24 protein-coding genes and 2 tRNA genes are annotated in these 22,828 nt (G+C 72.1%); 11 read left to right on the top strand and 15 right to left on the bottom strand.

Annotated features, from left to right (window positions below):
* Positions 1-81: 81 nt before the first annotated feature.
* From B9B60_RS14005 to tig, 7 genes are all read right to left on the bottom strand, one after another.
* Positions 82-693: a hypothetical protein gene (locus B9B60_RS14005; RefSeq protein ID WP_084452317.1), complete on the bottom strand. Its 612-nt coding sequence runs from the start codon at positions 691-693 to the stop codon at positions 82-84.
* Between the two features lie 124 nt (positions 694-817).
* Positions 818-1,492, bottom strand: a complete 675-nt coding sequence (locus B9B60_RS14000; protein ID WP_072625038.1) for an ATP-dependent Clp protease proteolytic subunit — start codon at positions 1,490-1,492, stop codon at positions 818-820.
* Positions 1,493-1,523: 31 nt separating this feature from the next.
* Positions 1,524-2,102 carry an ATP-dependent Clp protease proteolytic subunit gene (locus B9B60_RS13995; RefSeq protein ID WP_084452390.1) on the bottom strand — a complete coding sequence of 193 codons (579 nt, stop codon included), beginning with the start codon at positions 2,100-2,102 and terminating at the stop codon, positions 1,524-1,526.
* Between the two features lie 184 nt (positions 2,103-2,286).
* Positions 2,287-4,527: a maltose alpha-D-glucosyltransferase gene (gene treS / locus B9B60_RS13990; protein WP_084452315.1), complete on the bottom strand. Its 2,241-nt coding sequence runs from the start codon at positions 4,525-4,527 to the stop codon at positions 2,287-2,289.
* Between the two features lie 11 nt (positions 4,528-4,538).
* Complete coding sequence (locus B9B60_RS13985; RefSeq protein ID WP_084452313.1) at positions 4,539-5,252, bottom strand: PaaI family thioesterase; 714 nt, start codon at positions 5,250-5,252, stop codon at positions 4,539-4,541.
* Between the two features lie 67 nt (positions 5,253-5,319).
* A complete protein-coding gene (locus tag B9B60_RS13980) occupies positions 5,320-6,510 on the bottom strand; it encodes an MFS transporter (protein WP_084452311.1) in 1,191 nt (396 codons plus the stop codon).
* An 80-nt stretch (positions 6,511-6,590) separates the two neighbouring features.
* On the bottom strand, positions 6,591-7,940 hold the full coding sequence (gene tig / locus B9B60_RS13975) for a trigger factor (protein ID WP_084452309.1): 1,350 nt from the start codon (positions 7,938-7,940) through the stop codon (positions 6,591-6,593).
* 166 nt (positions 7,941-8,106) lie between these two features.
* Here tig and B9B60_RS13970 point away from each other — a divergent pair, with 166 nt between their 5' ends.
* Together B9B60_RS13970 and B9B60_RS13965 are read left to right on the top strand one after the other, a co-directional pair.
* Positions 8,107-8,637 (top strand): hypothetical protein, encoded by a 531-nt coding sequence (locus tag B9B60_RS13970; protein ID WP_084452307.1) that lies wholly within the window; start codon positions 8,107-8,109, stop codon positions 8,635-8,637.
* A gap of 2 nt (positions 8,638-8,639) precedes the next feature.
* Positions 8,640-9,449, top strand: coding sequence for a dienelactone hydrolase family protein (locus tag B9B60_RS13965; RefSeq protein ID WP_084452305.1), 810 nt, complete (start codon positions 8,640-8,642; stop codon positions 9,447-9,449).
* A gap of 4 nt (positions 9,450-9,453) precedes the next feature.
* Here B9B60_RS13965 and B9B60_RS13960 read toward each other — a convergent pair.
* Positions 9,454-9,530 (bottom strand) — tRNA-Pro (locus B9B60_RS13960).
* A 92-nt stretch (positions 9,531-9,622) separates the two neighbouring features.
* Here B9B60_RS13960 and B9B60_RS13955 point away from each other — a divergent pair.
* A tRNA-Gly gene (locus tag B9B60_RS13955) sits at positions 9,623-9,696 on the top strand.
* 95 nt (positions 9,697-9,791) lie between these two features.
* A complete protein-coding gene (locus tag B9B60_RS13950; protein ID WP_143445595.1) occupies positions 9,792-10,364 on the top strand; it encodes an AMIN-like domain-containing (lipo)protein in 573 nt (190 codons plus the stop codon).
* 33 nt (positions 10,365-10,397) lie between these two features.
* Here B9B60_RS13950 and trmB read toward each other — a convergent pair whose 3' ends face one another.
* The 4 genes from trmB to B9B60_RS13930 form a co-directional block, all read right to left on the bottom strand.
* The gene (gene trmB / locus B9B60_RS13945; protein WP_084452303.1) at positions 10,398-11,114 is read right to left on the bottom strand and encodes a tRNA (guanosine(46)-N7)-methyltransferase TrmB; all 717 of its coding nucleotides are present in this window, start codon (positions 11,112-11,114) and stop codon (positions 10,398-10,400) included.
* Positions 11,115-11,172: 58 nt separating this feature from the next.
* Positions 11,173-12,255: a PP2C family protein-serine/threonine phosphatase gene (locus B9B60_RS13940; RefSeq protein ID WP_083546122.1), complete on the bottom strand. Its 1,083-nt coding sequence runs from the start codon at positions 12,253-12,255 to the stop codon at positions 11,173-11,175.
* A 152-nt stretch (positions 12,256-12,407) separates the two neighbouring features.
* Entirely contained in the window at positions 12,408-12,875 is a 468-nt protein-coding gene (locus B9B60_RS13935) for a ribose-5-phosphate isomerase (protein ID WP_084452301.1), read from the bottom strand.
* Positions 12,876-12,886: 11 nt separating this feature from the next.
* Positions 12,887-13,489, bottom strand: a complete 603-nt coding sequence (locus B9B60_RS13930; protein WP_084452299.1) for a mycothiol-dependent nitroreductase Rv2466c family protein — start codon at positions 13,487-13,489, stop codon at positions 12,887-12,889.
* Positions 13,490-13,563: 74 nt separating this feature from the next.
* On the opposite strand from B9B60_RS13930, the gene pepN reads away from it, so the two are divergent.
* The 7 genes from pepN to B9B60_RS13895 all read left to right on the top strand — a co-directional run bounded on the left by pepN (position 13,564) and on the right by B9B60_RS13895 (position 20,900).
* Positions 13,564-16,122: an aminopeptidase N gene (gene pepN / locus B9B60_RS13925; protein ID WP_084452297.1), complete on the top strand. Its 2,559-nt coding sequence runs from the start codon at positions 13,564-13,566 to the stop codon at positions 16,120-16,122.
* On the top strand, positions 16,119-17,033 hold the full coding sequence (locus B9B60_RS13920; RefSeq protein ID WP_072625047.1) for a mechanosensitive ion channel family protein: 915 nt from the start codon (positions 16,119-16,121) through the stop codon (positions 17,031-17,033). Before pepN ends, B9B60_RS13920 begins: the two co-directional genes overlap by 4 nt.
* Before the next feature lie 33 nt (positions 17,034-17,066).
* Complete coding sequence (locus tag B9B60_RS13915) at positions 17,067-17,345, top strand: hypothetical protein (protein WP_084452295.1); 279 nt, start codon at positions 17,067-17,069, stop codon at positions 17,343-17,345.
* Between the two features lie 13 nt (positions 17,346-17,358).
* Positions 17,359-17,763, top strand: a complete 405-nt coding sequence (locus B9B60_RS13910; protein WP_072625049.1) for a globin — start codon at positions 17,359-17,361, stop codon at positions 17,761-17,763.
* Positions 17,760-19,463 (top strand): glycoside hydrolase family 13 protein, encoded by a 1,704-nt coding sequence (locus B9B60_RS13905; protein WP_084452293.1) that lies wholly within the window; start codon positions 17,760-17,762, stop codon positions 19,461-19,463. Before B9B60_RS13910 ends, B9B60_RS13905 begins: the two co-directional genes overlap by 4 nt.
* Entirely contained in the window at positions 19,463-20,014 is a 552-nt protein-coding gene (locus tag B9B60_RS13900) for a dienelactone hydrolase family protein (protein ID WP_084452290.1), read from the top strand. Before B9B60_RS13905 ends, B9B60_RS13900 begins: the two co-directional genes overlap by 1 nt.
* A 79-nt stretch (positions 20,015-20,093) precedes the next feature.
* Positions 20,094-20,900 carry a glycerophosphodiester phosphodiesterase family protein gene (locus B9B60_RS13895; protein ID WP_084452288.1) on the top strand — a complete coding sequence of 269 codons (807 nt, stop codon included), beginning with the start codon at positions 20,094-20,096 and terminating at the stop codon, positions 20,898-20,900.
* Position 20,901: 1 nt separating this feature from the next.
* Here the strand turns inward: B9B60_RS13895 and B9B60_RS13890 are convergent, their stop codons facing one another.
* From B9B60_RS13890 to B9B60_RS13880, 3 genes are read right to left on the bottom strand one after another with little or no spacing between them, the layout of a single operon-like run.
* Positions 20,902-21,678 carry an inositol monophosphatase family protein gene (locus B9B60_RS13890; protein ID WP_084452286.1) on the bottom strand — a complete coding sequence of 259 codons (777 nt, stop codon included), beginning with the start codon at positions 21,676-21,678 and terminating at the stop codon, positions 20,902-20,904.
* Positions 21,679-21,695: 17 nt separating this feature from the next.
* Positions 21,696-22,325: a DUF8185 domain-containing protein gene (locus tag B9B60_RS13885; RefSeq protein ID WP_084452284.1), complete on the bottom strand. Its 630-nt coding sequence runs from the start codon at positions 22,323-22,325 to the stop codon at positions 21,696-21,698.
* Positions 22,322-22,777: an acyl-CoA thioesterase gene (locus B9B60_RS13880; RefSeq protein ID WP_084452282.1), complete on the bottom strand. Its 456-nt coding sequence runs from the start codon at positions 22,775-22,777 to the stop codon at positions 22,322-22,324. The genes B9B60_RS13885 and B9B60_RS13880 overlap by 4 nt, the downstream gene beginning before the upstream one ends.
* Positions 22,778-22,828 lie beyond the last annotated feature (51 nt).

Genomic DNA, 22,828 nt, shown 5'->3' with positions numbered 1-22,828 from the left:
CAACGGGCTGCGGCCGCCATCCCATTGGACACCCCTTCGCCACGGCGCGTCGCCCTTGTCCGCTGACAGCGGAACGACCGGTCAGCCGGCGCGGCGCCCGGGTCCCCGGCGCACGAGCGCGACGACGAGCGCGACGAGCAGCACCCCGAGGAGGAGGCCGGCGACACCTCCCGCCAGGGTCCACCACCCCCGGTCGTCGGCGGCCCGCGACTCCCCCGGCTCGTCAGCAGCAGGCCTCGTCGTCGGTGTCGTCCCCGCACCGAGTCGCGCCTCGACGTCGGCGACCGTGACCGTGCCCTGCCGGGCGCCCGCGGAGAGCATCGTCGTCCCACCGCACAGGTCGACCCGCCAGGCTCCACGGCTGCGTGTGGCCAGCAGCAGGTACTCCCGACCCACCACCAACCGCACGCCGCACGAGGCGGAGTGATCTCGGCTGACGACGGCGATCCGCGGCTGCCCGGGGCCCTTCCACTCACGGCGCACGACGACGTCGTAGCGCGAGCCGGCCATCCCGTCGGCGCTCGTGTGGTCGTCGCGGGCGACGACCTCGCCCTGCGCGACGAGCGCGGCCCGCTCGACGAGCCGCGACGGGCTGCTCACGGCGCACGAGCAGGCCTGAGCCGCGGGCGCGGTGAGGACCACGACCGGCAGGGCCAGCAGGGCCGCCAGGAGCGGCAGGAGCAGGCGTCGCACGACCCTTGGACGTCACGGCCGGCCCGCCGGTTCCGCCGTCATGCGTTCGGGTCCCCGGGTACGAGGCAGGGCCCCGGACTGGTCCGGGGCCCTGCGTCGTGGTGGCTCGGTCGCCGCGTGTGGCTCAGTCCTCGAGCGAGGCCTTGCGCGGGGTGAGCACCTCGTCGATGAGGCCGTAGTCCTTGGCCTCCTGGGCCGACAGGATCTTGTCGCGCTCGATGTCCTCGCGGACCTCCTCGGCGGTCTTGCCCGAGTGCTTGGCCCAGGTCTCCTCGAGCCAGGTGCGCATGCGCAGCACCTCGTTGGCCTGGATCTCGATGTCGGAGGCCTGACCGTACTCACCGCCGGCGAGCGCCGGCTGGTGGATGAGGATGCGGCTGTTGGGCAGGGCGAAGCGCTTGCCCGGGGCGCCGGCACCGAGGAGCACCGCCGCCGCCGACGCGGCCTGACCGATGACGAAGGTCTGGATGTCGGGGCGGATGTACTGCATCGTGTCGTAGATCGCCGTCATGGCGGTGAAGGAACCGCCGGGGCTGTTGATGTACATGAGGATGTCGCGCTCGGGCTCCATCGACTCGAGCACCAGCAGCTGGGCGATGATGTCGTCCGCGGAGGCGTCGTCGACCTGCACGCCGAGGAAGATGATCCGGTCCTCGAAGAGCTTGGTGTACGGGTCCATCCGCTTCATGCCGTAGGAGGTTCGCTCCTCGAAGTTCGGCAGGATGTAGCGGCTGGACGGCCCGGGGCGAAGGGGGGCCGAGCCCGGCTGGTGGGTGCGCAGCTGTGCGTCGAAGTTCATGGTGTCTCCTGGAAGGCTCGCGGGTCGGGGCTCAGTCGCTGACGGGGTTGTTGCCCTGACCGGCCTGGTCGGAGCGCTCGAAGACGTGGTCGACGAAGCCGTACTCCTTGGCCTCCTGGGCGCCGAACCAGCGGTCGCGGTCGGAGTCCCGGTGGATCTGCTCCACGGTCTGGCCGGTGTGCTCGGCGATGAGCTCGGCCATCTGCGTCTTGACGAAGAGCATCTGCTCGGCCTGGATCTTGATGTCCGAGGCGGTACCGCCGATGCCGCCCGAGGGCTGGTGCATCATGACGCGGGCGTGGGGGGTCGCGTAGCGCTTGCCCTTGGTCCCCGCCGAGAGCAGGAACTGGCCCATCGAGGCGGCCAGCCCCATGGCGACGGTCGCCACGTCGTTGGGGATCCACTTCATGGTGTCGAAGATCGCCATGCCGGCCGAGATCGAGCCACCGGGGCTGTTGATGTAGAGCCAGATGTCCTTTTCGGGGTCCTCGGCCGCGAGGAGCAGCATCTGGGCGGCGATGGCGTTGGCGTTGTCGTCACGCACATCGGACCCGAGGAAGATGATGCGCTCCTTGAGGAGGCGCTGGTAGATGTGGTCGTCGAGACCCATCCCGCCCTGCGGGCCGGCTGCGACGATCTCGCTGCTGTTGCTCACGCTCACTCGCTTCTCCGCCGTGTCGGCGGTTGCTCTCGTGTTCACGACTTTCACTGACCCTAACGCCCGCTCCCCGCGCATGTTTCCCGCCCTCGGCACGTGTTCGCCCTGAGCGCAACACCATGACGAAGGGGGGTGCTCACCCCTTCGGCGGCGTCACCAGGAGCGAGAGGCCGGCAAACCCGTCGAGCTCGACGTGGAAGCCGTGGAGCTGGTCGACCTCACCGACGGCCGAGCCGTCGCCCATGTCCATCAGCCGTGCGCCGGGCTCGAGGTGCTCGCTGATGACGGTGCCGCTGATGGGGTCACCGGAGAAGTTGAGCACGGTCACCTGCAGCTGCCCGGGAACCTGCTCGTACTCGTGGACCATGACGAGCATCGAGCGGTGGGCGACATCGGGCACGTCGACCTGGCGGGTCGTCGCGATGGCGAAGTAGCCGCGCAGGTGCAGCAGGTCCTTGAGCCGGGAGACGAAGGAGCGCGTGTCCGCCAGCTGCGCGTCGATCGGACCGTAGAGCGCCCGTGCCCGCGGCATGCCGGAGGCGGACCCGTTCGCCTCGGGGGCGACGTCGAGCAGGTCGTAGGCCGGGCGGTGGACCCAGCGGGTGTCCCCCTCGCGCAGCAGCGGCTCGATCTCCTCGGGCGGGATCGGCAGCGCGCCGACGAGGTCCCACCCCGACAGGGCGAAGACCCCGGGCTGCAGGGCGTTGAACATCGCGAGCAGCAGGTGGGCCCGCGTCACTCGCTCGACGTCGTCGTCGGTGAGCGCGTCGAGGTCGCGCAGACCCAGCGCTGCGGTGATGACCGAGGCGGTCGTCGACGCGATGCCGTTGGTCGTGAAGACGAGGTTGTAGGGCGCCGCCTCCCCGGTCAGGGCATCGGTCAGCTCCTGCCGGACCGTCGCGGCGAGGTCCTCGCCGGTGACCTCCTCGCCCCGGAAGTCGTAGGTGTCCTCGCGGTGCCGGCTGGCGAAGTGGACGAGCTCGTAGGTCATCTCGTCGTGGTTCTGCAGGGCATGGACCAGACCAGCGGCGTCGACCCCGAGATCGTGCGCCTCGCGCAGCGTCAGCCGCAGGAACTCGGTGTCACCGGTGGCCAGGGCGTGGTGGTAGGCGGGCCGGTTGACGAAGTCGTAGGACAGGTCGGCCCCACCCGCCGCGGTGTCGCGGATGTCCTCGATCGACAGGTTGAGCTCCTGGAAGGTGAAGCCGCCGACCTTGCGCACCATCGACCCGATGAGCTGGTTGGCCGCCTGCGACAGCGGGTGCCCCTCGGACCACGCCGGCCCGACGTCGAGCGTCTTCTCGACCCCGAGGAAGCCGTTGGCGTCCAGCCTCAGCCCTCCGGAGCCGAGGTCGCCGAGGCTGTGCAGCGCGTCGCCGATGACCAGACGCATGCCGGCGAAGGTGGGGTCGAGCCAGTTGATCGAGGGCTGCCCCTCCTTGAAGTAGTGCAGGTAGACCCAGCGTCGGGTCACTCCGTCGGGCCCGGTGACGGGGGCGGTGACCGACCAGTTGGTGTCCTTGAGGCCCGGCACGTGGAAGATCACCCGCTGCATCTCGCCGACGATGTGTCCCGCGTCGGCCAGGGCCGCCTCGGCCGCCTCGTCGAGGTTGACCGAGTCACGCCCCTCGGGCACGTCGGGCAGCAGGTGCCACTCCTCCGGCGGGATCGCGACCATGTGGTAGATCCCCGGGTAGTCGTCGACCCCCAGCTCGGCGAGCCGGAAGTCGGCGCCCTTGCCCGTGTGCCCGGGGACGATGTCGTCGATGACGGTGCCCTCGTGGCCGGCGGCGACCCGGCACATTTCGCGGTAGTCGTCCTCGCTGCCGAAGAGCTCGTCGATGTGCGTGGCCACCCGGTCGAAGTGCCCGTCGACGCTCGGCGTGGGGCTCCACCCCGAGAGCCCACCGGCCCGCTTGACCGGCCCGGTGTGCAGGGCGTGGATGCCGATCTGCTGGAAGGTCTGCCACAGCCGCGGGTCGGCGAGGGAGGCGAGGAAGGAGGTGCCCGGCCGGGTGATCATCGAGATCGGGTAGGCGGTGAACCACACGGACGCGGTCTGCACGGCCGCCCGCGGGTCCGGCTGGGCGAAGGGGTTCTGCCACATCGACCCGAGACCGGTGAACTGCGCGGCGATCTCCTTCGCGTCCTGGAGCATCGACTGCCCGCGCAGCCAGTCGACGTAGACCGGGTTGGACCCGAGCGGCTCGCCCGAGCGCACCTGCGCGGCCGAGGGTGCCCCCTGGGGGCGAAGGCGGGCCCGCGGCCGCAGCGCCTTGGGTCGCGCCGGGAAGAAGACCTGGGCGAAGTTGGGTGCGCCGTCCTCCTCGACCTCGAGGGCCTCGGGCTGGTCGGCGGGCGGGTCGAACTCGCTCATGTCGCCCCACGCTACGGCGTGGGCGAGTCCCCCGTCTCCCCGGCCGGCGGGGCGAAGTCGCCGGCGTCACCGGTCGGGGTACCGAGGTGCTCCCGGGCCCATCGGGGGACGATGAAGAGCGCCTCGGCCTCGGCGGTCACCTCGCCCTGCGGGTCGACGATCTCGCCGCTGGCGAAGATCTTCCACCCGTCGACCCGGTCGATGCGGCCGCGGCAGACGAGGTCGGTCCCGAGCAGCGTGGGGCGCCGGTAGGTCGTGTTGAGGTAGGCCGTGAGGCCCGGGACCCCGCGCCGGGCCGCCGCCGTCCCGAGGACCTGGTCGAGGACCGCCGCCACGAGGCCGCCGTGGACGCACCCGGGCGGCCCCTCGTAGGCGGCTCCGAGCGAAAAGGTGCACGTCACTCCCCCTTCGTCGTCGGTCATGACCAGGGGTGGGGCGATGGGGTTGCGCATCCCGAGCATCGGGTTGGCATGGTCGCGCAGGCGGCCGTCGCTGCTCGTCTCGATGCCGAGAGGACCCTCCTGCGCCTGCTCGAGCAGCCGGTCGACGAGCGTGTCGACCCGGGCGGTCACCTCGTCGAGCACCGGCCCCTCGTGGCGGGTGCGCACGGTCGCGTCGACGAGCCGGCCCACCGCGCGGGCGAGATCGCCCTGCGCCCGCTCGAGCTCGGCCAAGGCCTGCGGGTCCTCGACGGGGTACGGCGAGACGAAGGTGCCGTCGGTCATGCGTCCTCCTCGTGACGGGCGGTTGAACACGCGTTCAATGTCCGCATCACCCTAAGGTAATGCGGATTCAGGTCGGCGGGGCCGTCCGCGGTCGGCTCCGGGAGGCACCGCGCTCTCGCACGGCGGGCACGGCCAGGACCGCCGGCACGGCGAGCAGGCCGACGAGGAGCAGCGAGCGGAGCACGCCGACGTGGTCGCCGAGGAGTCCCAGCAGCGGCGGCCCGACGATGAAGGCGAGGTAGCCGATCGTCGAGACCACGGACAGGCGGGCCGCGGCCCGCTGCGGGTCGTCGGCCGCCGCGCTCATGCCCGTCGGGAAGCCCAGGCTGGCTCCCACGCCCCACAGCACGACGCCGACGAAGGCCGCCAGGGTGTCGCCGAGGACGACGAGCAGCGAGCCCACCGCGGCCAGGCCGAAGAGCACCCGCAGCACCGGCACCCGGCCGTGGCGGTCCAGCAGCCGGGCCCCGAGGAGGCGACCGGCGGTCATCGCGGCGAGGAAGGTCGCGAAGGCGAGCACCCCGATCTCCTCGGGCTGGTCGTGCCCCTCGGTGACCGCGAGCGCGATCCAGTCGTTGGCGGTGCCCTCGGTGAGGGCCGCGACGAGGACGACGAGACCGATGGCCAGGGTGCGCGGCTCGCGCCAGGCGCTGGCGGGCCGGTCGGCGACGCTCCCGTCGCCCTCGGCCACCTCGAGCCCGCGGGGCAGGAACCGTCGGGGCACCCACAGCCCGACGAGCAGCACGACGAGCGCCGCGCCGGCGAGGTGACCGAGGACGGGCACGCCCAGGCGCACCAGGCCGGCGGCGGCGAGCGCCCCGAGGACGGTCCCGCCGGAGAAGCAGGCGTGGAAGACCGGCATGACCGTGCGGGCGAGTCGCTGCTCGACCGCGGCGCCCTCGTGGTTCATCGCGACGTCCCACAGGGAGATCCCGACGGCGATGACGAAGATCGCGGCGGCGGTGGCCCACACGTCGGCGAGGACGTCGACGGCCGCGCCCAGGCCGAGCAGACCCGCCGCCACGACGATGACACCGATGGCCACGGTGCGTGCGGCGCCGACGCCCGTGATGACACGGCCGGCGAAAGGCAGCGCGAGGACGGACCCGAGCGCGCCCACGAGGAGCGTGCGGCCGAGCTCGCCGGGCGTCAGGTCGAGCTGGGCGCGGATCGCCGGGATCCGCGAGGCCCACGAGGCGAAGCCGAGCCCGTTGACCGCAAACGTCGCGAGCACGGCATTGCGGGCGCCGGTCGTCATCGGGTCTCCCCTTTCGGGACAGGACGAAGGGGGGTCACCGCGCCGTGGCGGGGACCCCCCTTCGTCGGGGTGCTGGAGGCTCAGGCCTGCTCGTCGGTGCCCTCGGCCTCGACGGTCTCGGCCTCGTCGTCGGCGAGCTCCTCGACGTCACCGGTGCGCTCGCCCTCGGGGACGATGTCGTCGAGGTTGATGGCATTGCCGTCGGCGTCGACGATCTTGGCCTTGTCGAGGGCCGCGGCCAGCGCCTTGCGGCGGGCGACCTCGGAGACCATGGACTCGACCTGACCCTGCTGGTCGAGCAGCTGGGCGAACTGGTTGGGGTCCATGCCGTACTGCTGCGACTGCATGATGAGGTACTCGACGAGCTCGGGCTGGCCGACCTCGATCTCCTCGGCCTTGGCCAGGGCGTCGAGCAGGAACTGCGTCTTGAGCGTCGAGCGGGTCGACTCGTCGACCTCGGCGCGGTGCTCGTCGTCCTCGAGGCGACCCTCCTGCTCGAGGTGCTGGTTGACCTCGGCCTCGATGATGCCCTCGGGCAGCGGGATCTCGGTGTTGGACAGCAGGTGGTCGAGGACCTTGTCGCGGGCCTGGATGCCCTGCTCGAACTTCTTGGACTGCTCGGCCTGCTTGGCCAGGTCGGCGCGCAGCTCCTCGGCGGTGTCGAACTCGCTGGCCATCTGGGCGAAGTCGTCGTCGACCTCGGGCAGCTCGCGCTCCTTGACCGACTGGACGGTCACGGTGCAGTCGGCGGACTGGCCGGCCTTGTCGCCACCGGCGAGGGGAGCGGAGAAGTCCTTGGTCTCGCCCGTGGACATGCCGACGAGCGCGTCGTCGAGGCCCTCGAGCATGTTGCCGGAGCCGATCTCGTAGGAAACGCCCTCGACCGCGTCGACGTCCTCGCCGTCGATGGTGGCCTTGAGGTCGATGGAGACGAAGTCGCCGGTGGCGGCGGGGCGGTCGACGCCCACGAGGGTGCCGAAGCGCTCGCGCAGCTCGGTGAGCTTGGCCTCGACGTCCTCGTCGGTGACCTCGAGGTTGTCGACGGAGATCTCGACACCGTCGTAGTCGGGCAGGGTGACCTCGGGGCGCACGTCGACCTCGACGGTGAACTTCAGCTCCTCGCCGTCGGTCATCGGCACCTCGGTGATGTCGACCTCGGGCTGGCCGATCGGCTCGACACCGGTCTCGTCGACGGCCTTGCCGAAGAACTCGGGCAGGGCCTCGTTGACCGCCTCCTGGATGACCGCGCCCTTGCCGACGCGCTGCTCGATGATGCGGGCCGGGACCTTGCCGGCGCGGAAGCCGGGGACCTGGATCTGGCTCCCGATGGACTTCAGGGCCGCGTCGACGTGCGGCTGGAGCTCCTCGCTCGGGACCTCGACGGTCAGCTTGACCCGGGTCGGGCTGAGGTTCTCGACGGCACTCTTCACTGGGGGCACTCCACACGATCTGGACGACGAAGGGGGTTGCGGCGCAAGCTGTCGGGTCCGCTGGACGGCCCTCGGGCGCGCACGCACCGTCCCGGAGGTCCGGGACACAAGCAGCCACTCTATCCGTTGGCCGCCCGCAGGCCGAATGCGCCGCTACGTTGGGCCCATGACCAACGATCAGGCGACCATCCAGCAGCGCCTGCAGGCCGTACGCATCCTCTCGGGCGCGCTCATCGGGGGTCTCGTGATCTTCGCGGTCGTGGCCGTCGTCGCCCTCGGGACGGGCGAGTACACCTCGCCCGTCGAGGCGGCGGCGCTCTTCGGGATCAACGTCCTCGCCTTCGTCGTCGCCGAGGTCGTCGGCTACCGGACCGAGGCGGTCCGCCCCGACGCCGACCCGGAGTCGGCCCTCAGGACCGGTCTCGAGGCCCTCCAGCAGACGACGATCCTGCGCTTCGCGATCACCGAGGCCCCGGCGATCCTCGCCCTCGCGTGGGCCTTCTCGACCGGGTCGGCGTGGCCGTACCTCATCGGCGCCTTCTGGTCCTTGCTCTGCATGGCTTGGCACGTGTGGCCCAGCCGCCGCGTGGCGACCCGGCTCGAGCGCAGCCTCGACCGCGAGGGCGGCCGCTCCGGGCTCGTCGCGGCCCTCAGCGGCTCGACCGGCCCCAGCACCCCCGGCTACCAGCAGTTCTGACCATGGCCGACGACGGGCTCGAGGACTTCACGCGCACGTCCTTCCGCCACGACGGCACCGACCACCCGGTGCTGCGCTCGGGCACCGGGCCGGCAGTCGTCGTCATCGCCGAGTTCCCCGGCATCACCCCGCAGGTCGCGGGCTTCGCCCGACGGGTGCGCGACCTGGGCTGCACCGTCGTGCTGCCCGTCCTCTTCGGGGTCCCCGGCCGGGACGCCCTCGCGGGGTCCTCCCGGCGCGTCGCGGCCGGTGCCCTCCGCACGGCGGCGCAGGTGTGCATCAGCCGGGAGTTCTCTCTCTTCGCGCTCGGGCGCACCTCACCGGTCATCCCGTGGCTGCGCGCCCTCGCCCGGGCGGAGCACGCCCGCTGCGGTGGCCCGGGGGTCGGTGCCGTGGGCATGTGCCTGACCGGCGGCTTCGCCCTGGCCATGGCCACCGACGAGAGCGTCCTCGCCCCGGTGCTCTCCCAGCCCTCGCTCCCCCTCGGCCGCAGGCGAAGGGAGACCACGGACATCAGCGAGGCGGACCTGGCGGTCGTCGAGCAGCGTTGTGCCGCAGGGCTGCAGGTGCTCGGAGTGCGCTTCGAGGGCGACCGGCTCTCGCCGGGCACGCGCTTCGCGACGCTGCGGCGCCGGCTGGGCGATGCCTTCGTCGCGATCGAGCTGCCGGACGCGGCCGCCAACCCCGACGGCTTCGGCGCCCCGCACTCGGTCCTCACGACGCACCTGGTCGATCGCGAGGGCGAGCCGACGAGGGAGGCGCTCGACGAGGTCCTCGACCTCGTCCGCGTGCGGCTGCTCGTCGGAGCGTGACAGGTGGTCGGGGTAGCCGGATTCGAACCGACGGCCTTCCGCTCCCAAAGCGGACGCGCTACCAAGCTGCGCCATACCCCGCGCGGCCCCGATTGTGATCGGGGCGCGAGCGGGCACTAGGCTAACCCTGCTCTTCCACGCGTTGCGCCGCAGGCCGACTCGAGGGCGAGCGCGCGGGCGTAGCTCAATGGTAGAGCCCCAGTCTTCCAAACTGGCTACGCGGGTTCGATTCCCGTCGCCCGCTCCATTGCCCTCCGAGGCAACCTTCCGCCCCCTTCGCACGTCTGTGCTCACGACGCGGGGCAACGACGCCCCCGTCGGACCCAAGGGGGGAACACCATCATGACGACGACCACCAGCGTGCGGATCGGGGTCGGCCTGACCGCGGCCGCCGCGGCACTCCTGCTCACCGCCCCGGCGGCTGCACCGGCCACCTCGGGCAGCACCGCCTGCAGCACCCCGTGGGGGTCGCTGGCCAAGGCCAACGACCGGCACTACAGCCTCGGCACGCTCACCGACGTCCGCTCCGGGCGGCACGCGTGCTTCGACCGGCTCGTCGTCGACGTCGACCGGCCGCGCCACTCGCTCTCCTACGACGTCCGCTACGTCCCGACCTTCTCCGAGGACGGCAGCGGCACGGTCATCCCGCTGCGCGGAGGCGCCAAGCTGCAGGTCGTCGTCCGCACGCCGGCCTACGACGACGACTTCGACCCGACCTACTCGCCGGCCAACCGCAAGGAGCTGGTTGACACCACGGGCTACCGCACTCTCCGCCAGGTGGCCTGGGGCGGCAGCTGGGAGGGCCAGTCCACGATGGGCATCGGCACGCGGGCCCGCCTGCCCTTCAAGGTCACCGAGCTCGACGGGCCCGGAGACCGGTCGCGCCTGGTCATCGACGTCGCCCACACCTGGTGACGCGGTCGGGCCCTCGTCGGCCCGACCGTCGGGTCAGCCTCGCTCGGTGACCCGGAACTCGTGGATCGCCCGGCCGGCGGCGCGACCCTTGTCCTCGAAGCCCGCGGACGGGCGCCACGCGGGGCGCTCCCCCTCGACGACGGCCACCCGGGGGTGCTGGGCGAGCTGCTCGCGCACGTGCTCCGCATAGGCCGCGTGGTCGGTCGCCACGAGCAGGTGACCGCCCGGGCGCAGGCGCTCGAGGACCAGGTCGAGGGTGTCCTGCTGGACGAAGCGTCGCTTGGCGTGGCGGGCCTTGGGCCACGGGTCGGGGAAGAAGAGGTGCACGGCCTCGAGCTGACCGCGGCCGACGCACTCGACGAGGTACTCGAGGGCGTCCCCGCGGAAGGTGCGCAGGTTGTCCAGGCCCTCCCGCTCGGCCTTCTCCATCAGGGTCGCCACGCCGGGCACGTGGACCTCGGCCGCGATGATCCCGTGCTCGGGGTGCTCCCGGGCATAGGCCACCGCCGCCTCGCCGTAGCCCGACCCGACCTCGAGCACGACGGGCACGTCACGGCCGAAGACCGCCGACGGGTCCAGGGGCCCGCTCGGGACCGCGTAGCGCGGCAGGAGCCGCTCCATGAGCTCCTCGACCCGCGGCGACATCCGCCAGCGTGGGGTGAAGGTGCGCACCGTCGCCCGATACCGGCCGTCCGCGGTGCGCGGGGTGTCCGTCAGGGGCAGCTTGTGCGGATCGGGCTCGGAGGTCACGGCCGCAAGGATACGGCGCGATGGCACCCGGCCCCGACCGCTCGACAAACGAAGGGGGTCAGTCGCGCCAGAGGAGGACGGCCGCGCGGTCGTCCTCGACCCCGGCCCGACCACCGGCGACGAGCCGCTTGGCCAGGCCCGAGAAACCCTGCGAGACACGGGCCTCGGCCTGGCCGAGCATCCAGTCGATGCCGTCGTCGAGGTCGCGCACCCGGGACTCGATGATGCCGTCGGTGTAGACGAGCAGGGCATCGCCCCGCTGGAGGACCGTGCGCGACGAGGGGTAGCTGGCGCCCGGCAGGAGCCCGAGGGCCGGGCCGCGCTGGTCGTCGAGGGCGCGCCAGCGGCCGCACCCGGCGTCGTAGTGCATGGCCGGCGGGTGACCCGCGGAGTGGACGAGGGCCTCGCCGGTCACGAGGTCGAGGTGGACGTGGACCGCGGTCGCGAAGCCCTCGTCCCAGCCGTCGCGCTCGACGAACTCGTTGGCCATGGGCAGCACGTCCTGCGGGGCCGTGCCGCCGATGACGCCGCCGAGCGCTCCGGCGAGGACGAGCGCGCGGGTCCCGGCCTCCTGTCCCTTGCCGCTGACGTCGACGAGCACCATCTCGAGGGTGTTGCCGCAGCGGCTGGTCGTCGAGACGTTGAAGTCGCCGGCGAAGGCGCTGCCGTGGGCGGTGGCGAAGGACCGCTCGGCGTGCCAGCCGCGCGGGAGCGTGGGAATGGCACCCATGCCGTGCAGCCGTGAGCGGAGGTCGCCGAGCATCCGGTCGCCGGCGAAGGCCGCGGCACCGTGGCTGGAGCGGGACGCGGCGATGGCGTACATCAGGCCGAGCGAGACGAGCAGCGGGAGGTGACGGGCCATCCCTTCGTCGGACATGACGAGCGACCACAGGACGACGGCGAGGACGAGGCCGAAGACGATGCGGACCTCGCGGATCGGGCACAGCGTGCTCGCGAGGAGGCACGGGGGGACGAGCGCGACGAGGGGAACCGACTGCGGCCAGACCAGGTGGGCCGCGAGGACGAGCGCCAGCAGGGCGACGACGGCGACCAGGAGGGGGGTCCCGCGCAGTGACGACAGGGCCCAGGTCGGCTGGCGTCGCTCGGACCACAGGGTCCGGCTGGGCAGTATGGCGGACAAACGTGCTCTCCCCGGTCGTTCGTCACGGCCCCGTCCGGGACCGTTGCCCGCACCTTAAGCGGGGATTCGCCTCTGTGGGAAGGGTCGTAACCGATCAGAGACCCGCCGCACACACCGTGCGACGGGTCTCTGGTGCTATGGGGAGGAGGACATCAGGGCAGCGGCGGGACCGTGCCGTCGGCCTCGAAGGCGCTCACCATGTCGATGCGGCGCTGGTGCCTCTCCTCGCCGGAGAAGTCGGTGCCGAGGAAGACCCGGACCATCTCCTTGGACTCGTCGACGGACTGCATGCGCCCACCCATCGACAGCACCTGGGCGTCGTTGTGCTCGCGGGCCAGCCGGGCCAGCTCGGCGTCGTAGCACAGGGCTGCTCGGATGCCGGCGACCTTGTTGGCCGCCATCTGCTCGCCGTTGCCGGAGCCACCGAGGACGATGCCGCGACTGCCCGGGTCGGCGGCCACGGCCTGCGCGGCACGGATGACGAAGACCGGGTAGTCGTCGAGGGCGTCGTACTCGAAGGGGCCGTGGTCGGTGACCTCGTGACCCTCGTCGGCGAGGAAGGTCAGCAGCTCCTGGTGGAGCTCGAAGGCGGCGTGGTCGCCGCCGATGTGGACGCGCAAGGAAGTGCCTCTCAGTCGAAGATCGGGTCGCGGGTGCGCGAGCGCTTGAGCTCGAAGAAGCCGTCGGTGCCCGCGACGAGGACGCAGCCGTCCCAGAGGCGGCCGGCAGCCTCGCCCTTGGGTGCCGGGGAGACGACCGGGCCGAAGAAGGCGGTGTCCTCCACGGAGATCACCGGGGTACCGACGTCGTCGCCGACGAGGGCGATGGCGCGCTCGTGGCTCTCGCGCAGGAAGGCGTCGTGCTCGTCGGTGTCGGCGGCCTCGATGAGCTCGGCCGGCAGGCCGACCTCGGCGAGCGCGGCGGCGGTGGCGGCGACGAAGTCGCGCTCGCCGCCGAGGTGCAGACGGGTGCCGATGGCGTCGTAGAGCGGCTTGGTCACCTCGTCGCCGTGTGCCTTGCGGGCGGCGGCGATGACCCGGACCGGGGCCCAGCCACGGTCCATCATCTCGCGGTACTCGTCGGGGAGGTCACGCCCTTCGTTGAGGACCGACAGGCTCATCTGCGACCAGGTGACCTCGAGGTCACGCACCTGCTCGACCTCCATGAGCCATCGGCTCGTCATCCAGGCCCAGGGGCACAGCGGGTCGAACCACATCTCCACGGTCTGCGTCATGGCGCCATCGTCTCAGACCGGCCGGTGCGGCTGTGACAGCATGAGGAAAAAGCCTCGATGCGAAGGAGCAGCACGTGCCCGGGAAGAACCTCACCCGTGAGGAGGCCGCCGACCGGGCGGCCGTCGTCACCGTCGACACGCACGACATCACCCTCGACCTGACGACCTCCGAGACGACCTTCGCCACGACCAGCACGATCCGCTTCGCGGCGAAGGGGGGCGCCGCCACCTTCGTCGACTTCATCGGGGAGTCCGTGGAGTCCGTGGAGCTCAACGGCACCGCGCTCGACCCCGCCGTCGTCTACGCCGACCACCGCATCCGTCTCGACGACCTCGCCGAGGACAACGTCGTGACGATCGCGGCGACCGGTCGCTACATGAACACCGGTGAGGGCCTGCACCGCTTCGTCGACCCGGTCGACGGCGAGGTCTACCTCTACACGCAGTTCGAGGTGCCCGACAGCCGCCGCATGTACCCGGTCTTCGAGCAGCCGGACCTCAAGGCGAGCTTCACCCTGACCGTCACCGCGCCGTCGCACTGGCAGGTCATCGGCAACTCGCCGACCCCCGAGCCGACGCCCGTCGAGGGTCAGAAGGGCGCGGCGACCTGGGCCTTCGCCCCGACCGAGCGGATGAGCAGCTACATCACCGCGCTCGTCGCCGGCCCCTACGACGTCGTGCGCGACTCGCTCACCTCGCGCGACAAGGAGGTGCCTCTGGGCATCTTCTGCCGCAAGTCGCTCACCCAGTACCTCGACGCCGACAACCTCTTCGCCCTCACCAAGGCGGGCTTCGCCTTCTTCGAGGAGGAGTTCGACCGCGCCTACCCCTTCACCAAGTACGACCAAGTCTTCACGCCGGAGTACAACATGGGCGCGATGGAAAATGCGGGCTGCGTGACTTTCCACGAGATGTACGTCTTCCGCTCCAAGGTGCCCGACGCGCTCGTCGAGCGCCGCGCCCTCACCGTGCTGCACGAGCTCGCCCACATGTGGTTCGGCAACCTCGTGACGATGCGCTGGTGGAACGACCTGTGGCTCAACGAGTCCTTCGCCGAGTGGGCCTCGACGACCTGCCAGGCCGAGGCCACCGAGTGGACCGACGCGTGGACGACCTTCTGCACCCACGAGAAGGCCTGGGCCTACCGCCAGGACCAGCTGAGCTCGACCCACCCGATCGTCGCCCCGATCCGCGACCTCGCCGACGTCGAGGTCAACTTCGACGGCATCACCTACGCCAAGGGCGCGTCGGTGCTCAAGCAGCTCGTCGCCTACGTCGGGCGTGAGCCCTTCCGCGACGGGCTGCGCGCCTACTTCGCCAAGCACGCGTGGGGCAACACCACGCTCGACGACCTCCTCGACGAGCTCGAGGCCACCTCGGGTCGCGATCTGCGGTCCTGGTCGAAGCTGTGGCTCGAGACGGCCGGCGTCAACACCCTTCGTCCGCTGGTCGAGGTCGACGACCGCGGGCACTACGTCGACGCGGTCATCGAGCAGACCTTCGCCGAGGGCTTCGAGACGCTGCGCCCCCACCGTCTCGCCGTGGGGCTCTACGACCTCGTCGACGGCACCCTGCAGCGTCGCGAGCGCTTCGAGGTCGACGTCGACGGCGAGCGCACCCCGCTCCCCCAGCTCGTCGGTCAGCGCCAGCCCGACCTGCTGCTGCTCAACGACGACGACCTGACCTACGCCAAGCTGCGGCTCGACGAGCGCTCCCTCGCCACCCTGCTGGCCAACCCCACCGCCTTCGAGGACTCGCTGCCGGCCTCGCTGGCGCTGGCCTCCGCCTGGGACATGACCCGTGACGCCGAGATGCCGGCGCGCGACTACGTCGAGCTCGTCCTGCCGGTCCTCGACGGGCTGGCCGACTCGACCCTGCTGCGCACCCTGCTGGGCCAGGTGAGCACCGCGATCCTCACCTACTCGGCCCCGGCCCACCGTGAGCAGCTGCGCCGGCAGGTCGTGTCGCACCTGGCCGACCTGGCCCGTGCGGCGACCCCCGGCAGCGATGCCCAGCTGCAGCTCGTCACCGCCCACGCCAACCTCCTGGCCCCCGGCGACGACACCACGTGGGTCGCCGGCCTGCTCGACGGCAGCACCACGCTCGAGGGCCTGGCGGTCGACACCGACATGCGGTGGACCCTGCTCACCGGCCTGGCCGCGGCCGGGGTCGCCGACGCAGATGCCGTGGCCACGGAGGCCCAGGGGGACAACACCGCCACCGGTCGCGAGCGCGCGGCCCGGGCCGCGGCGAGCCTCCCCACGGCCGAGGCCAAGGAGGCCGCGTGGCAGGCCGGCGTCGTCGCCACCGACACGCCCAACTCCGTCGTCGACGCGCACGCGCTCGGCTTCGGCCGCACCGGCGACACGGCGCTGCTCACCCCCTTCGTCGAGCGCTACCACGAGGTGCTGGAGCAGGTCTGGGCCGAGCGCACCCACGCCATCGCCGAGGGCATCGTCATCGGCTTCTACCCGATGGCGCTGGCGGGGCCCGAGCTGCTCGCCACGACGCAGACCTGGCTCGACGAGCACCCGGATGCGCCGGCCGGCCTGCGGCGCACCGTCGCGGAGAGCCGTGACACGGTGGCGCGTGCAGTTGCTGCTCAGGAGCGTGACGCAGACTCCGTCGGATGATCGACGTGCCCCGCCTGCTTGCCATCGACCTCACCTGGGAGTCCACCCTCGACTGGGTCCTCGGTGCGCCCCTACAGATCCTCGTCGCGGTCGTCGTCGGCTTCGTCGCCCGCTGGCTCGCGCACCGGGCGATCACCAAGGCGGTCGACGCGTCGATCGTCCGCAGCGAGGCCAGTCGGGCCAAGCGAGAGCGCAACAGCGGGATCCCGGCCTCGGCGGCCAAGGAGCGCTATCGCCAGCGCACGCTGACGATGGGCTCGCTGCTGCGCAGCATCGCCACCTTCGCCATCGCCGTCATCACCGTGCTCACCGTGATGTCGCTCCTCGGGATCCCGCTCGCGCCGCTGCTCGCCTCGGCCGGTGTCGGCGGCGTCGCCCTCGGCTTCGGCGCGCAGGCCCTCGTCAAGGACTTCCTCTCCGGGATCTTCATGATCCTCGAGGACCAGTACGGCGTGGGCGACCTCATCGACACCGGCGAGGCCGTCGGCACCGTCGAGGAGGTCACCCTGAGGGTCACCCGACTCCGCGACCCCGACGGGGTCGTCTGGTACGTCCGCAACGGCGAGATCATCCGGATCGGCAACCGCAGCCAGGGCTGGTCGACGGTCATGGTCGACATCCCCTTCAGCTACCGCGAGGACATCGAGCGGGTCCTGGGGATCATCCGGTCCACCGTCGAGCAGATCGACGACGACCCGCACTGGCACGAGGTGCTGCGCGAGGACCTGCAGGTGCTGGGCGTCGAGTCGATCACCGGGGGCACCGTCACCGTGCGGGTCCTCGCGCGCTGCGCCCCGGACGAGAACTGGGGCATCCAGCGCGAGATCCGGCGTCGGGTCAAGGAGACCTTCGACCGCGAGGGCATCGCAGGCCCCCCGATCCCGATGTCCGGTGGCGGGCACCAGATCTGAGTAGGGTCGTCACCAACGACGAAGGGGGAGATCATGACCACGTGCTACTCGTGCGGTCGACGCATCCAGGGCAAGGTCCACCGGTCCACGATCGGCAAGCCCGCGTGCCGAGGCTGTAGCAACCTGCAGGTCGGTGCCGTCGTCGGTGGCGCCTCCGGCGCCTCGACGGGCGAGACCCTCGGCCTGATCCACATCCTCAACTCCTGGCGCACCGGGACGAGGAAGAGCACGGCCCGCGACGAGGCCGACACCCGGCCGCTCGTCGAGATGCTGTGGAAGCGTCCCCGCCGCAAGGTCGGGGGCGACGCCTGACAGACTGGCGGGCATGTTCGCCCAGCCCGGAGACAGCTTCTACGAGCAGGTCGGGGGGCACGAGACCTTCGTGCGCCTCGTGCGTGCCTTCTACGAGGGCGTCGCGCAGGACGAGCCGCTGCGGGCGCTGTACCCCGAGGAGGACCTCGGCCCGGCCGAGGTGCGGCTGCGGATGTTCCTCGAGCAGTACTTCGGTGGGCCGCACACCTACAGCGAGCAGCGCGGGCACCCGCGACTACGCATGCGCCACGTGCCCTACGCCGTGACGCCCGACATGCGCGACCGGTGGATGCGGCACATGCTCGCCGCGATGGACACGCTCGACCTGCCCGAGGCGCACGACGCCGCGATGCGCCAGTACTTCACCCGGGCCGCGGACATGATGATCAACGCCGACGACGAGGGGCAGCGCCTGTGACGACCGGACCGACCCCCTTCGACCACTCCGTGGGGCTGCACGACCCGGACCCGGCAGACGCCCCGTGGTGGCGCGATGCCGTCATCTACCAGGTGTACCCACGCTCGTGGGCCGACGCCTCGGGCGACGGTGTCGGTGACCTGCCGGGCATCACCTCGCGGCTGGAGCACCTGCGCGACCTGGGCGTCGATGCCGTGTGGCTCTCCCCCTTCTACCGCTCGCCGCAGCGCGACGCCGGCTACGACGTCGCCGACCACCGTGACGTCGACCCGCTCTTCGGGACCCTCGACGACGCCGACGCGATGATCGCCCGGGCCCACGACCTCGGCCTGCGGGTCGTCGTCGACCTCGTGCCCAACCACACCTCCTCCGACCACGCCTGGTTCCAGGCGGCGCTGGGCGCCGGGCCGGGCAGCCCCGAGCGCGAGCGCTACGTCTTCCGCGACGGTCTCGGCGATGACGGGTCGCAGCCGCCGACCAACTGGCTGGCCAACTTCGGGGGTGGCGCCTGGACCCGCGTCACCGAGCCCGACGGCACGCCCGGTCAGTGGTACCTCCACCTCTTCGACCCGAGCCAGCCGGACCTCAACTGGACCAACCCGCAGGTGCGCGAGGACTTCGAGACGACGCTGCGCTTCTGGCTCGACCGGGGCGTCGACGGCTTCCGTGTCGACGTCGCCCACGGCCTGGTCAAGGACCCGACCTTCCCTCCCTTCGGCAAGCACCCGGGTGGGCTGATGGAGGTGACCCACGAGGCGCCCTACTGGGACCAAGAAGGCGTCCACGAGATCTACCGCGCATGGCGCGAGCTGCTCGACTCCTACGGCGAGCCGGTGCGCATCATGTGCGCCGAGGCGTGGGTCAACCCCGCCGACCGACTGGCCCGCTACGTGCGCGAGGACGAGTTCCACCAAGCCTTCAACTTCGACTTCCTCGAGACGCCCTGGCGCGCCGAGGCGCTGCGTGCCGGCGTGCGCCGCTCGCTGGCCGCCAACGACTCCGTCGGCGCCCCGTCGACGTGGGTGCTGAGCAACCACGACGTGCTGCGCCACGCCAGTCGCTTCGGCCTGCCCGACGACCGTCCGCGACCCAACGGCATCGGCGCCGACGACCCACAGCCGGACGCCGAGCTCGGGCTGCGCCGGGCCCGTGCCGCGACGACCCTGATGCTCGCGCTGCCCGGTGGGGCCTACGTCTACCAGGGCGAGGAGCTCGGGCTGCCCGAGCACACCGCCCTGCCCGACGAGGTGCGTCAGGACCCGACCTTCGCCCGGACCGAGGGGCTCGAGCTCGGTCGCGACGGGTGCCGGGTGCCGATGGCCTGGGAGCAGGGGGCGCCCGCGCTGGGCTTCTCGCCCACCGGTGCCGCGTGGCTGCCGCAGCCGCCCTCCTACTCCGACCTCGCCGTCGACGCGCAGACGGGGGTCGAGGGCTCGACCCTCGAGCTCTACCGACGACTGCTCGCGCTGCGCCGCGAGCGGCGGCTCGGGCTCGCCGGTCTCGACGAGGTCGAGGGACTGGCCGACGACGTCGTCGGCTACGTCGCGACCTCGCCGGACGGCACCCGCACACTCGTCGTGGCCAACCTCGGCACCGAGCCGGTGGCGCTGCCCGAGGGTGCCCGGCTGCTCGTCGCATCCGGCGACCTGGCCGACGGCCGGGTGCCGACGGACACCGCGGTGTGGGCGGACCTGGGCTGATGGCCCACGTCCTGCTGCTCCACTCCGCGCTCGGCCTGCGGCCGGGGGTGCACGCCTTCGCCGACCGGTTGCGCGAGCTCGGTCACGAGGTCGTCGTGCCCGACTACTACGAAGGTCACGTCTTCGGCGAGGAGGCGCCGGGCATCGCGCACCGTGACGCTCACACCGAGTACTTCGAGGCGGTCCGTGAGCTCGCGGCGACGCTGCCACCCGAGACGGTGCTCGCCGGCTTCTCGCTCGGGGCGTGGTTCGCCCAGCGCCTCGCGGCGCGCCGGCCGCGCGCCCGGGCCGCGATCCTGCTGCACTCGGTCGCCGCACCGCGCTACGAGTGGTCCGGCGTGCCCGTCCAGGTCCACCGCCATGAGGACGACCACTGGATCTCGCCTGCCGACGTGCCCCGGCTGGGCGCGGCCGTCGAGGCGAGCGGTGCTCCCTTCGAGGACCACGTGACGCCCGGCCGGGGGCACCTCTTCACCGACCCCGAGCTGCCCGGCTACGACGAAGCGATCACGTCCGCGACCAGCGAGCGGATCGACGCCTTCCTCCGCTGAGGAGGCTCCCGCTCGGGGCGGTGCGAGCCGGCGGGCCGGACTGCGTCGCGTGCCACTGCCGGGCGCGTACGGTGAGCGCGTGAGGCCGGCGCGCGACTACCCCTACTTCGACCACCCCACTCCCCTGGCGCTCGCCCATCGCGGCGGCTCGACCTACGAGCCCAACCTCGGTCGTGAGAACACCGTCCACGCCTTCCACCAGGCGGTCGACATGGGTTACCGCTATCTCGAGACGGACGTGCACGCGACCGCCGACGGGCGGCTCGTCGCCTTCCACGACGAGGTGCTCGACCGGGTGACCGACGCCGAGGGAGCGATCGCGAGCCTGCCGTGGGAGGCGGTCGCGGGCGCACGCATCCACGGGACCGACGCTGTGCCCCTCATGGACGAACTCTTCGAGACCTTCCCCGAGGCCCGCTTCAACATCGACGTCAAGGCCGACCCGGCCGTCGAGCCCCTCGTCGCCGCGATCCGCCAGCACGCCGCGATCGACCGGGTGTGCATCGGGTCCTTCAGCGACGGGCGACTGCGCCGGGTGCGCCGCGCGCTCGGCCCGGACCTCGCGACGTCTGCGGGCCCGGTCGGCGTCGCCTCGCTCCGACTGCTCCCGGGGGCGCTCTCCCGGCTCGTCCACTCCCCTGCCCAGGCGCTGCAGATCCCGGTGACCCACCGGCTCGGGCCGGCGACCGTCGGCGTCGTCGTGCCCCGGCTCGTCGCCACCGCCCACCGCCTGGGCAAGCAGGTGCACGTGTGGACGATCGACGACGCCGACGAGATGCACCGTCTGCTCGACCTCGGCGTCGACGGCATCGTCACCGACCGGATCGACACCCTGCGCGACGTGCTCGCGGACCGGGGTCACCCCCTTCGCCCGTCGTCGCGGTAGGTCAGGACTGAAGCGCGGCGAGGACCTGCTCGACGGCGGTGGGGCGCCCGGCGACGCTCCAGACGTGCCCGCGGACCTCGACCTGCTCGGTCCGCCCGCCGGCCGCGGTGACGAGCGCCGCGCCGGGCAGCCAGTCCCACTCCGGCACCGACTGCTGGGCCCACACGCCGATGCGCCCCGCGGCGACCGCGGCCAGGTCGCACGAGCCGGAGCCGAACATCCGGACCGTGGCCGCACCCTCGATCGCGGCCAGCCAGGGCTCGCGCAGGGTGGCGTCGGGCAGGCGCGCGGGGTGGAGATAGGTCGCCATCGCGACCTCGGCCAGAGGCAGGTCGGCGAGGTCACCGACGGGTGAGTCGTTGAGCGTCGTCGGCAGGTCATGCCCCCCGATCCAGGCCTCCTCGACCGCGGGCTGGTGCACGGCACCGAGCACGAGGCCGCTGCCGTCGCGCAGGGCGAGGGCGCTGCACCAGGTGCCCAGGCCAGAGAGGAAGTTGTAGGTCCCGTCGACGGGGTCGATGACCCACGTGCGACCGGAGCGGCTCTCGGCCTCGGCACCCTCCTCGCCGACAATCCCGTCGTCGGGACGCAACCGGGCGAGCGTGCCGGCGACGAGCTCCTCGGCCGCGTGGTCGGCCGCCGTGACGACGTCGGAGATCGACGTCTTGTGCTGTGCCTGCAGCCCCTCGGCGCGCATGCGAGCGGCGAGCCGCGCCGCGTCCCGGGTCAGCGTTGCCGCGAGCGCGGCGTCGTCGAGGTCGGCGAGGTGGTCGTCCACGCGGCCCACCCTACGGATCAGCGAGCGAGGACGAAGCCTCGGTCCGTCGCCACCCGGGTCCACGGGCCCACCGTGTGGATCTGGGCCCGGGCGTCGGCGTCGGGTCGCAGGAAGCCCAGGGCGTGCAGCCCGAAGGCCGTCCCGGCCGGCACCGGCGGGATGGTCGACGTGGGGCGGCCCCAGACCCGCGAGCGCAGGTCGGCGACGGCCGAAGCACCGGACCCCTCGGGGGCACCCTCCGCGACCTCGGCAATCCCGGCCCGGGCGGCGGCGAGCAGCTCGGCGTCGGCGACCACGCCGACCGGCTCCCAGCCGGATCGCGGCGGGGTGAGGGCGCGCCACGTCGGCTGCGAGGTCACCGGCGGCTGCTCGATCTGGGTGCCTCCGCGGGCGAGGCGGTCGGTCACTGCCGACAGCGGGACCGTCGTGTCCATCGAGCTCGCCTCGGCCAGGGCGTAGGTCCGCAGCCCGAGGACGAGACCGGTGCTGCCCAGGCCACGCCCCGGGAGCACGCAGGTCCAGGCGGCCAGCACGGAGCCGACTGCCTGCAGGCGCACGTCGCCCCCTTCGTCCAGGCGCTTGGCCCGGGTGAGATAGGTCGTGAGGTCCGCGGCGCTCTCAGCGTCGGCGAGGCGAAGGGGGGTCATCGCCGGCGCCGCATCGGAACCGGACCGCCCTGCCGGGCGGTGAGCGCGGCCCGCTCCTCGTCGGTGAGCCGGCGGGCGCTCTGCGCGGCGATGTCGAAGGCGACGAGCGTGGACTCGGCACGCGCGCAGACCACCTCCTCGTCGCGGATCGTGTAGCCCATGTCCCAGCTGGCGCCACCGAGCGAGGTGACCCACATGTCGATGAGGATCGGCTCCGGGCGGTAGACGAGCTGCTCGAGGTACTCGATCTCCTGCCGGGCAAGGAGCACCCCCGAGCGCAGCATGCGCTCTCCCCCGCTGGAGTGGAACCACTCGGCGAAGGCCCGGATGCGGGCCTCCTCGAGCAGGCGGTGGTACTGGACGTTGTTGACGTGGCCGTAGGCGTCCATGTCGCCCCAGCGCAGGCCGATCTCGGCCGTGAAGGCCGCCGGCTCGGTGGTCTTGCTCGTCATGTCCACATCCTCCCACCGACCGTCGCGGTCATCCCCATCCTCCGTCGGCGG

Source organism: Janibacter indicus (assembly GCF_900176385.1).
Classification (GTDB): Bacteria; Actinomycetota; Actinomycetes; order Actinomycetales; family Dermatophilaceae; genus Janibacter; species Janibacter indicus.
The sequence above is the reverse complement of the archived record's forward strand: the minus strand, read 5'-3'. Positions and strand labels throughout refer to the sequence as shown.

Excerpts from the sequence above, each read along its gene's own strand:
- B9B60_RS14000 (WP_072625038.1), bottom strand. The coding sequence starts at position 1,492 with ATGAACTTCGACGCACAGCTGCGCACCCACCAGCCGGGCTCGGCCCCC.
- B9B60_RS13995 (WP_084452390.1), bottom strand. The coding sequence starts at position 2,102 with ATGGGTCTCGACGACCACATCTACCAGCGCCTCCTCAAGGAGCGCATC.
- treS (WP_084452315.1), bottom strand. The coding sequence starts at position 4,527 with ATGAGCGAGTTCGACCCGCCCGCCGACCAGCCCGAGGCCCTCGAGGTC.
- B9B60_RS13985 (WP_084452313.1), bottom strand. The coding sequence starts at position 5,252 with ATGACCGACGGCACCTTCGTCTCGCCGTACCCCGTCGAGGACCCGCAG.
- B9B60_RS13980 (WP_084452311.1), bottom strand. The coding sequence starts at position 6,510 with ATGACGACCGGCGCCCGCAATGCCGTGCTCGCGACGTTTGCGGTCAAC.
- B9B60_RS13970 (WP_084452307.1), top strand. The coding sequence starts at position 8,107 with ATGACCAACGATCAGGCGACCATCCAGCAGCGCCTGCAGGCCGTACGC.
- B9B60_RS13965 (WP_084452305.1), top strand. The coding sequence starts at position 8,640 with ATGGCCGACGACGGGCTCGAGGACTTCACGCGCACGTCCTTCCGCCAC.
- B9B60_RS13950 (WP_143445595.1), top strand. The coding sequence starts at position 9,792 with ATGACGACGACCACCAGCGTGCGGATCGGGGTCGGCCTGACCGCGGCC.
- B9B60_RS13930 (WP_084452299.1), bottom strand. The coding sequence starts at position 13,489 with ATGACGCAGACCGTGGAGATGTGGTTCGACCCGCTGTGCCCCTGGGCC.
- B9B60_RS13920 (WP_072625047.1), top strand. The coding sequence starts at position 16,119 with ATGATCGACGTGCCCCGCCTGCTTGCCATCGACCTCACCTGGGAGTCC.
- B9B60_RS13915 (WP_084452295.1), top strand. The coding sequence starts at position 17,067 with ATGACCACGTGCTACTCGTGCGGTCGACGCATCCAGGGCAAGGTCCAC.
- B9B60_RS13910 (WP_072625049.1), top strand. The coding sequence starts at position 17,359 with ATGTTCGCCCAGCCCGGAGACAGCTTCTACGAGCAGGTCGGGGGGCAC.
- B9B60_RS13900 (WP_084452290.1), top strand. The coding sequence starts at position 19,463 with ATGGCCCACGTCCTGCTGCTCCACTCCGCGCTCGGCCTGCGGCCGGGG.
- B9B60_RS13885 (WP_084452284.1), bottom strand. The coding sequence starts at position 22,325 with ATGACCCCCCTTCGCCTCGCCGACGCTGAGAGCGCCGCGGACCTCACG.
- B9B60_RS13880 (WP_084452282.1), bottom strand. The coding sequence starts at position 22,777 with ATGACGAGCAAGACCACCGAGCCGGCGGCCTTCACGGCCGAGATCGGC.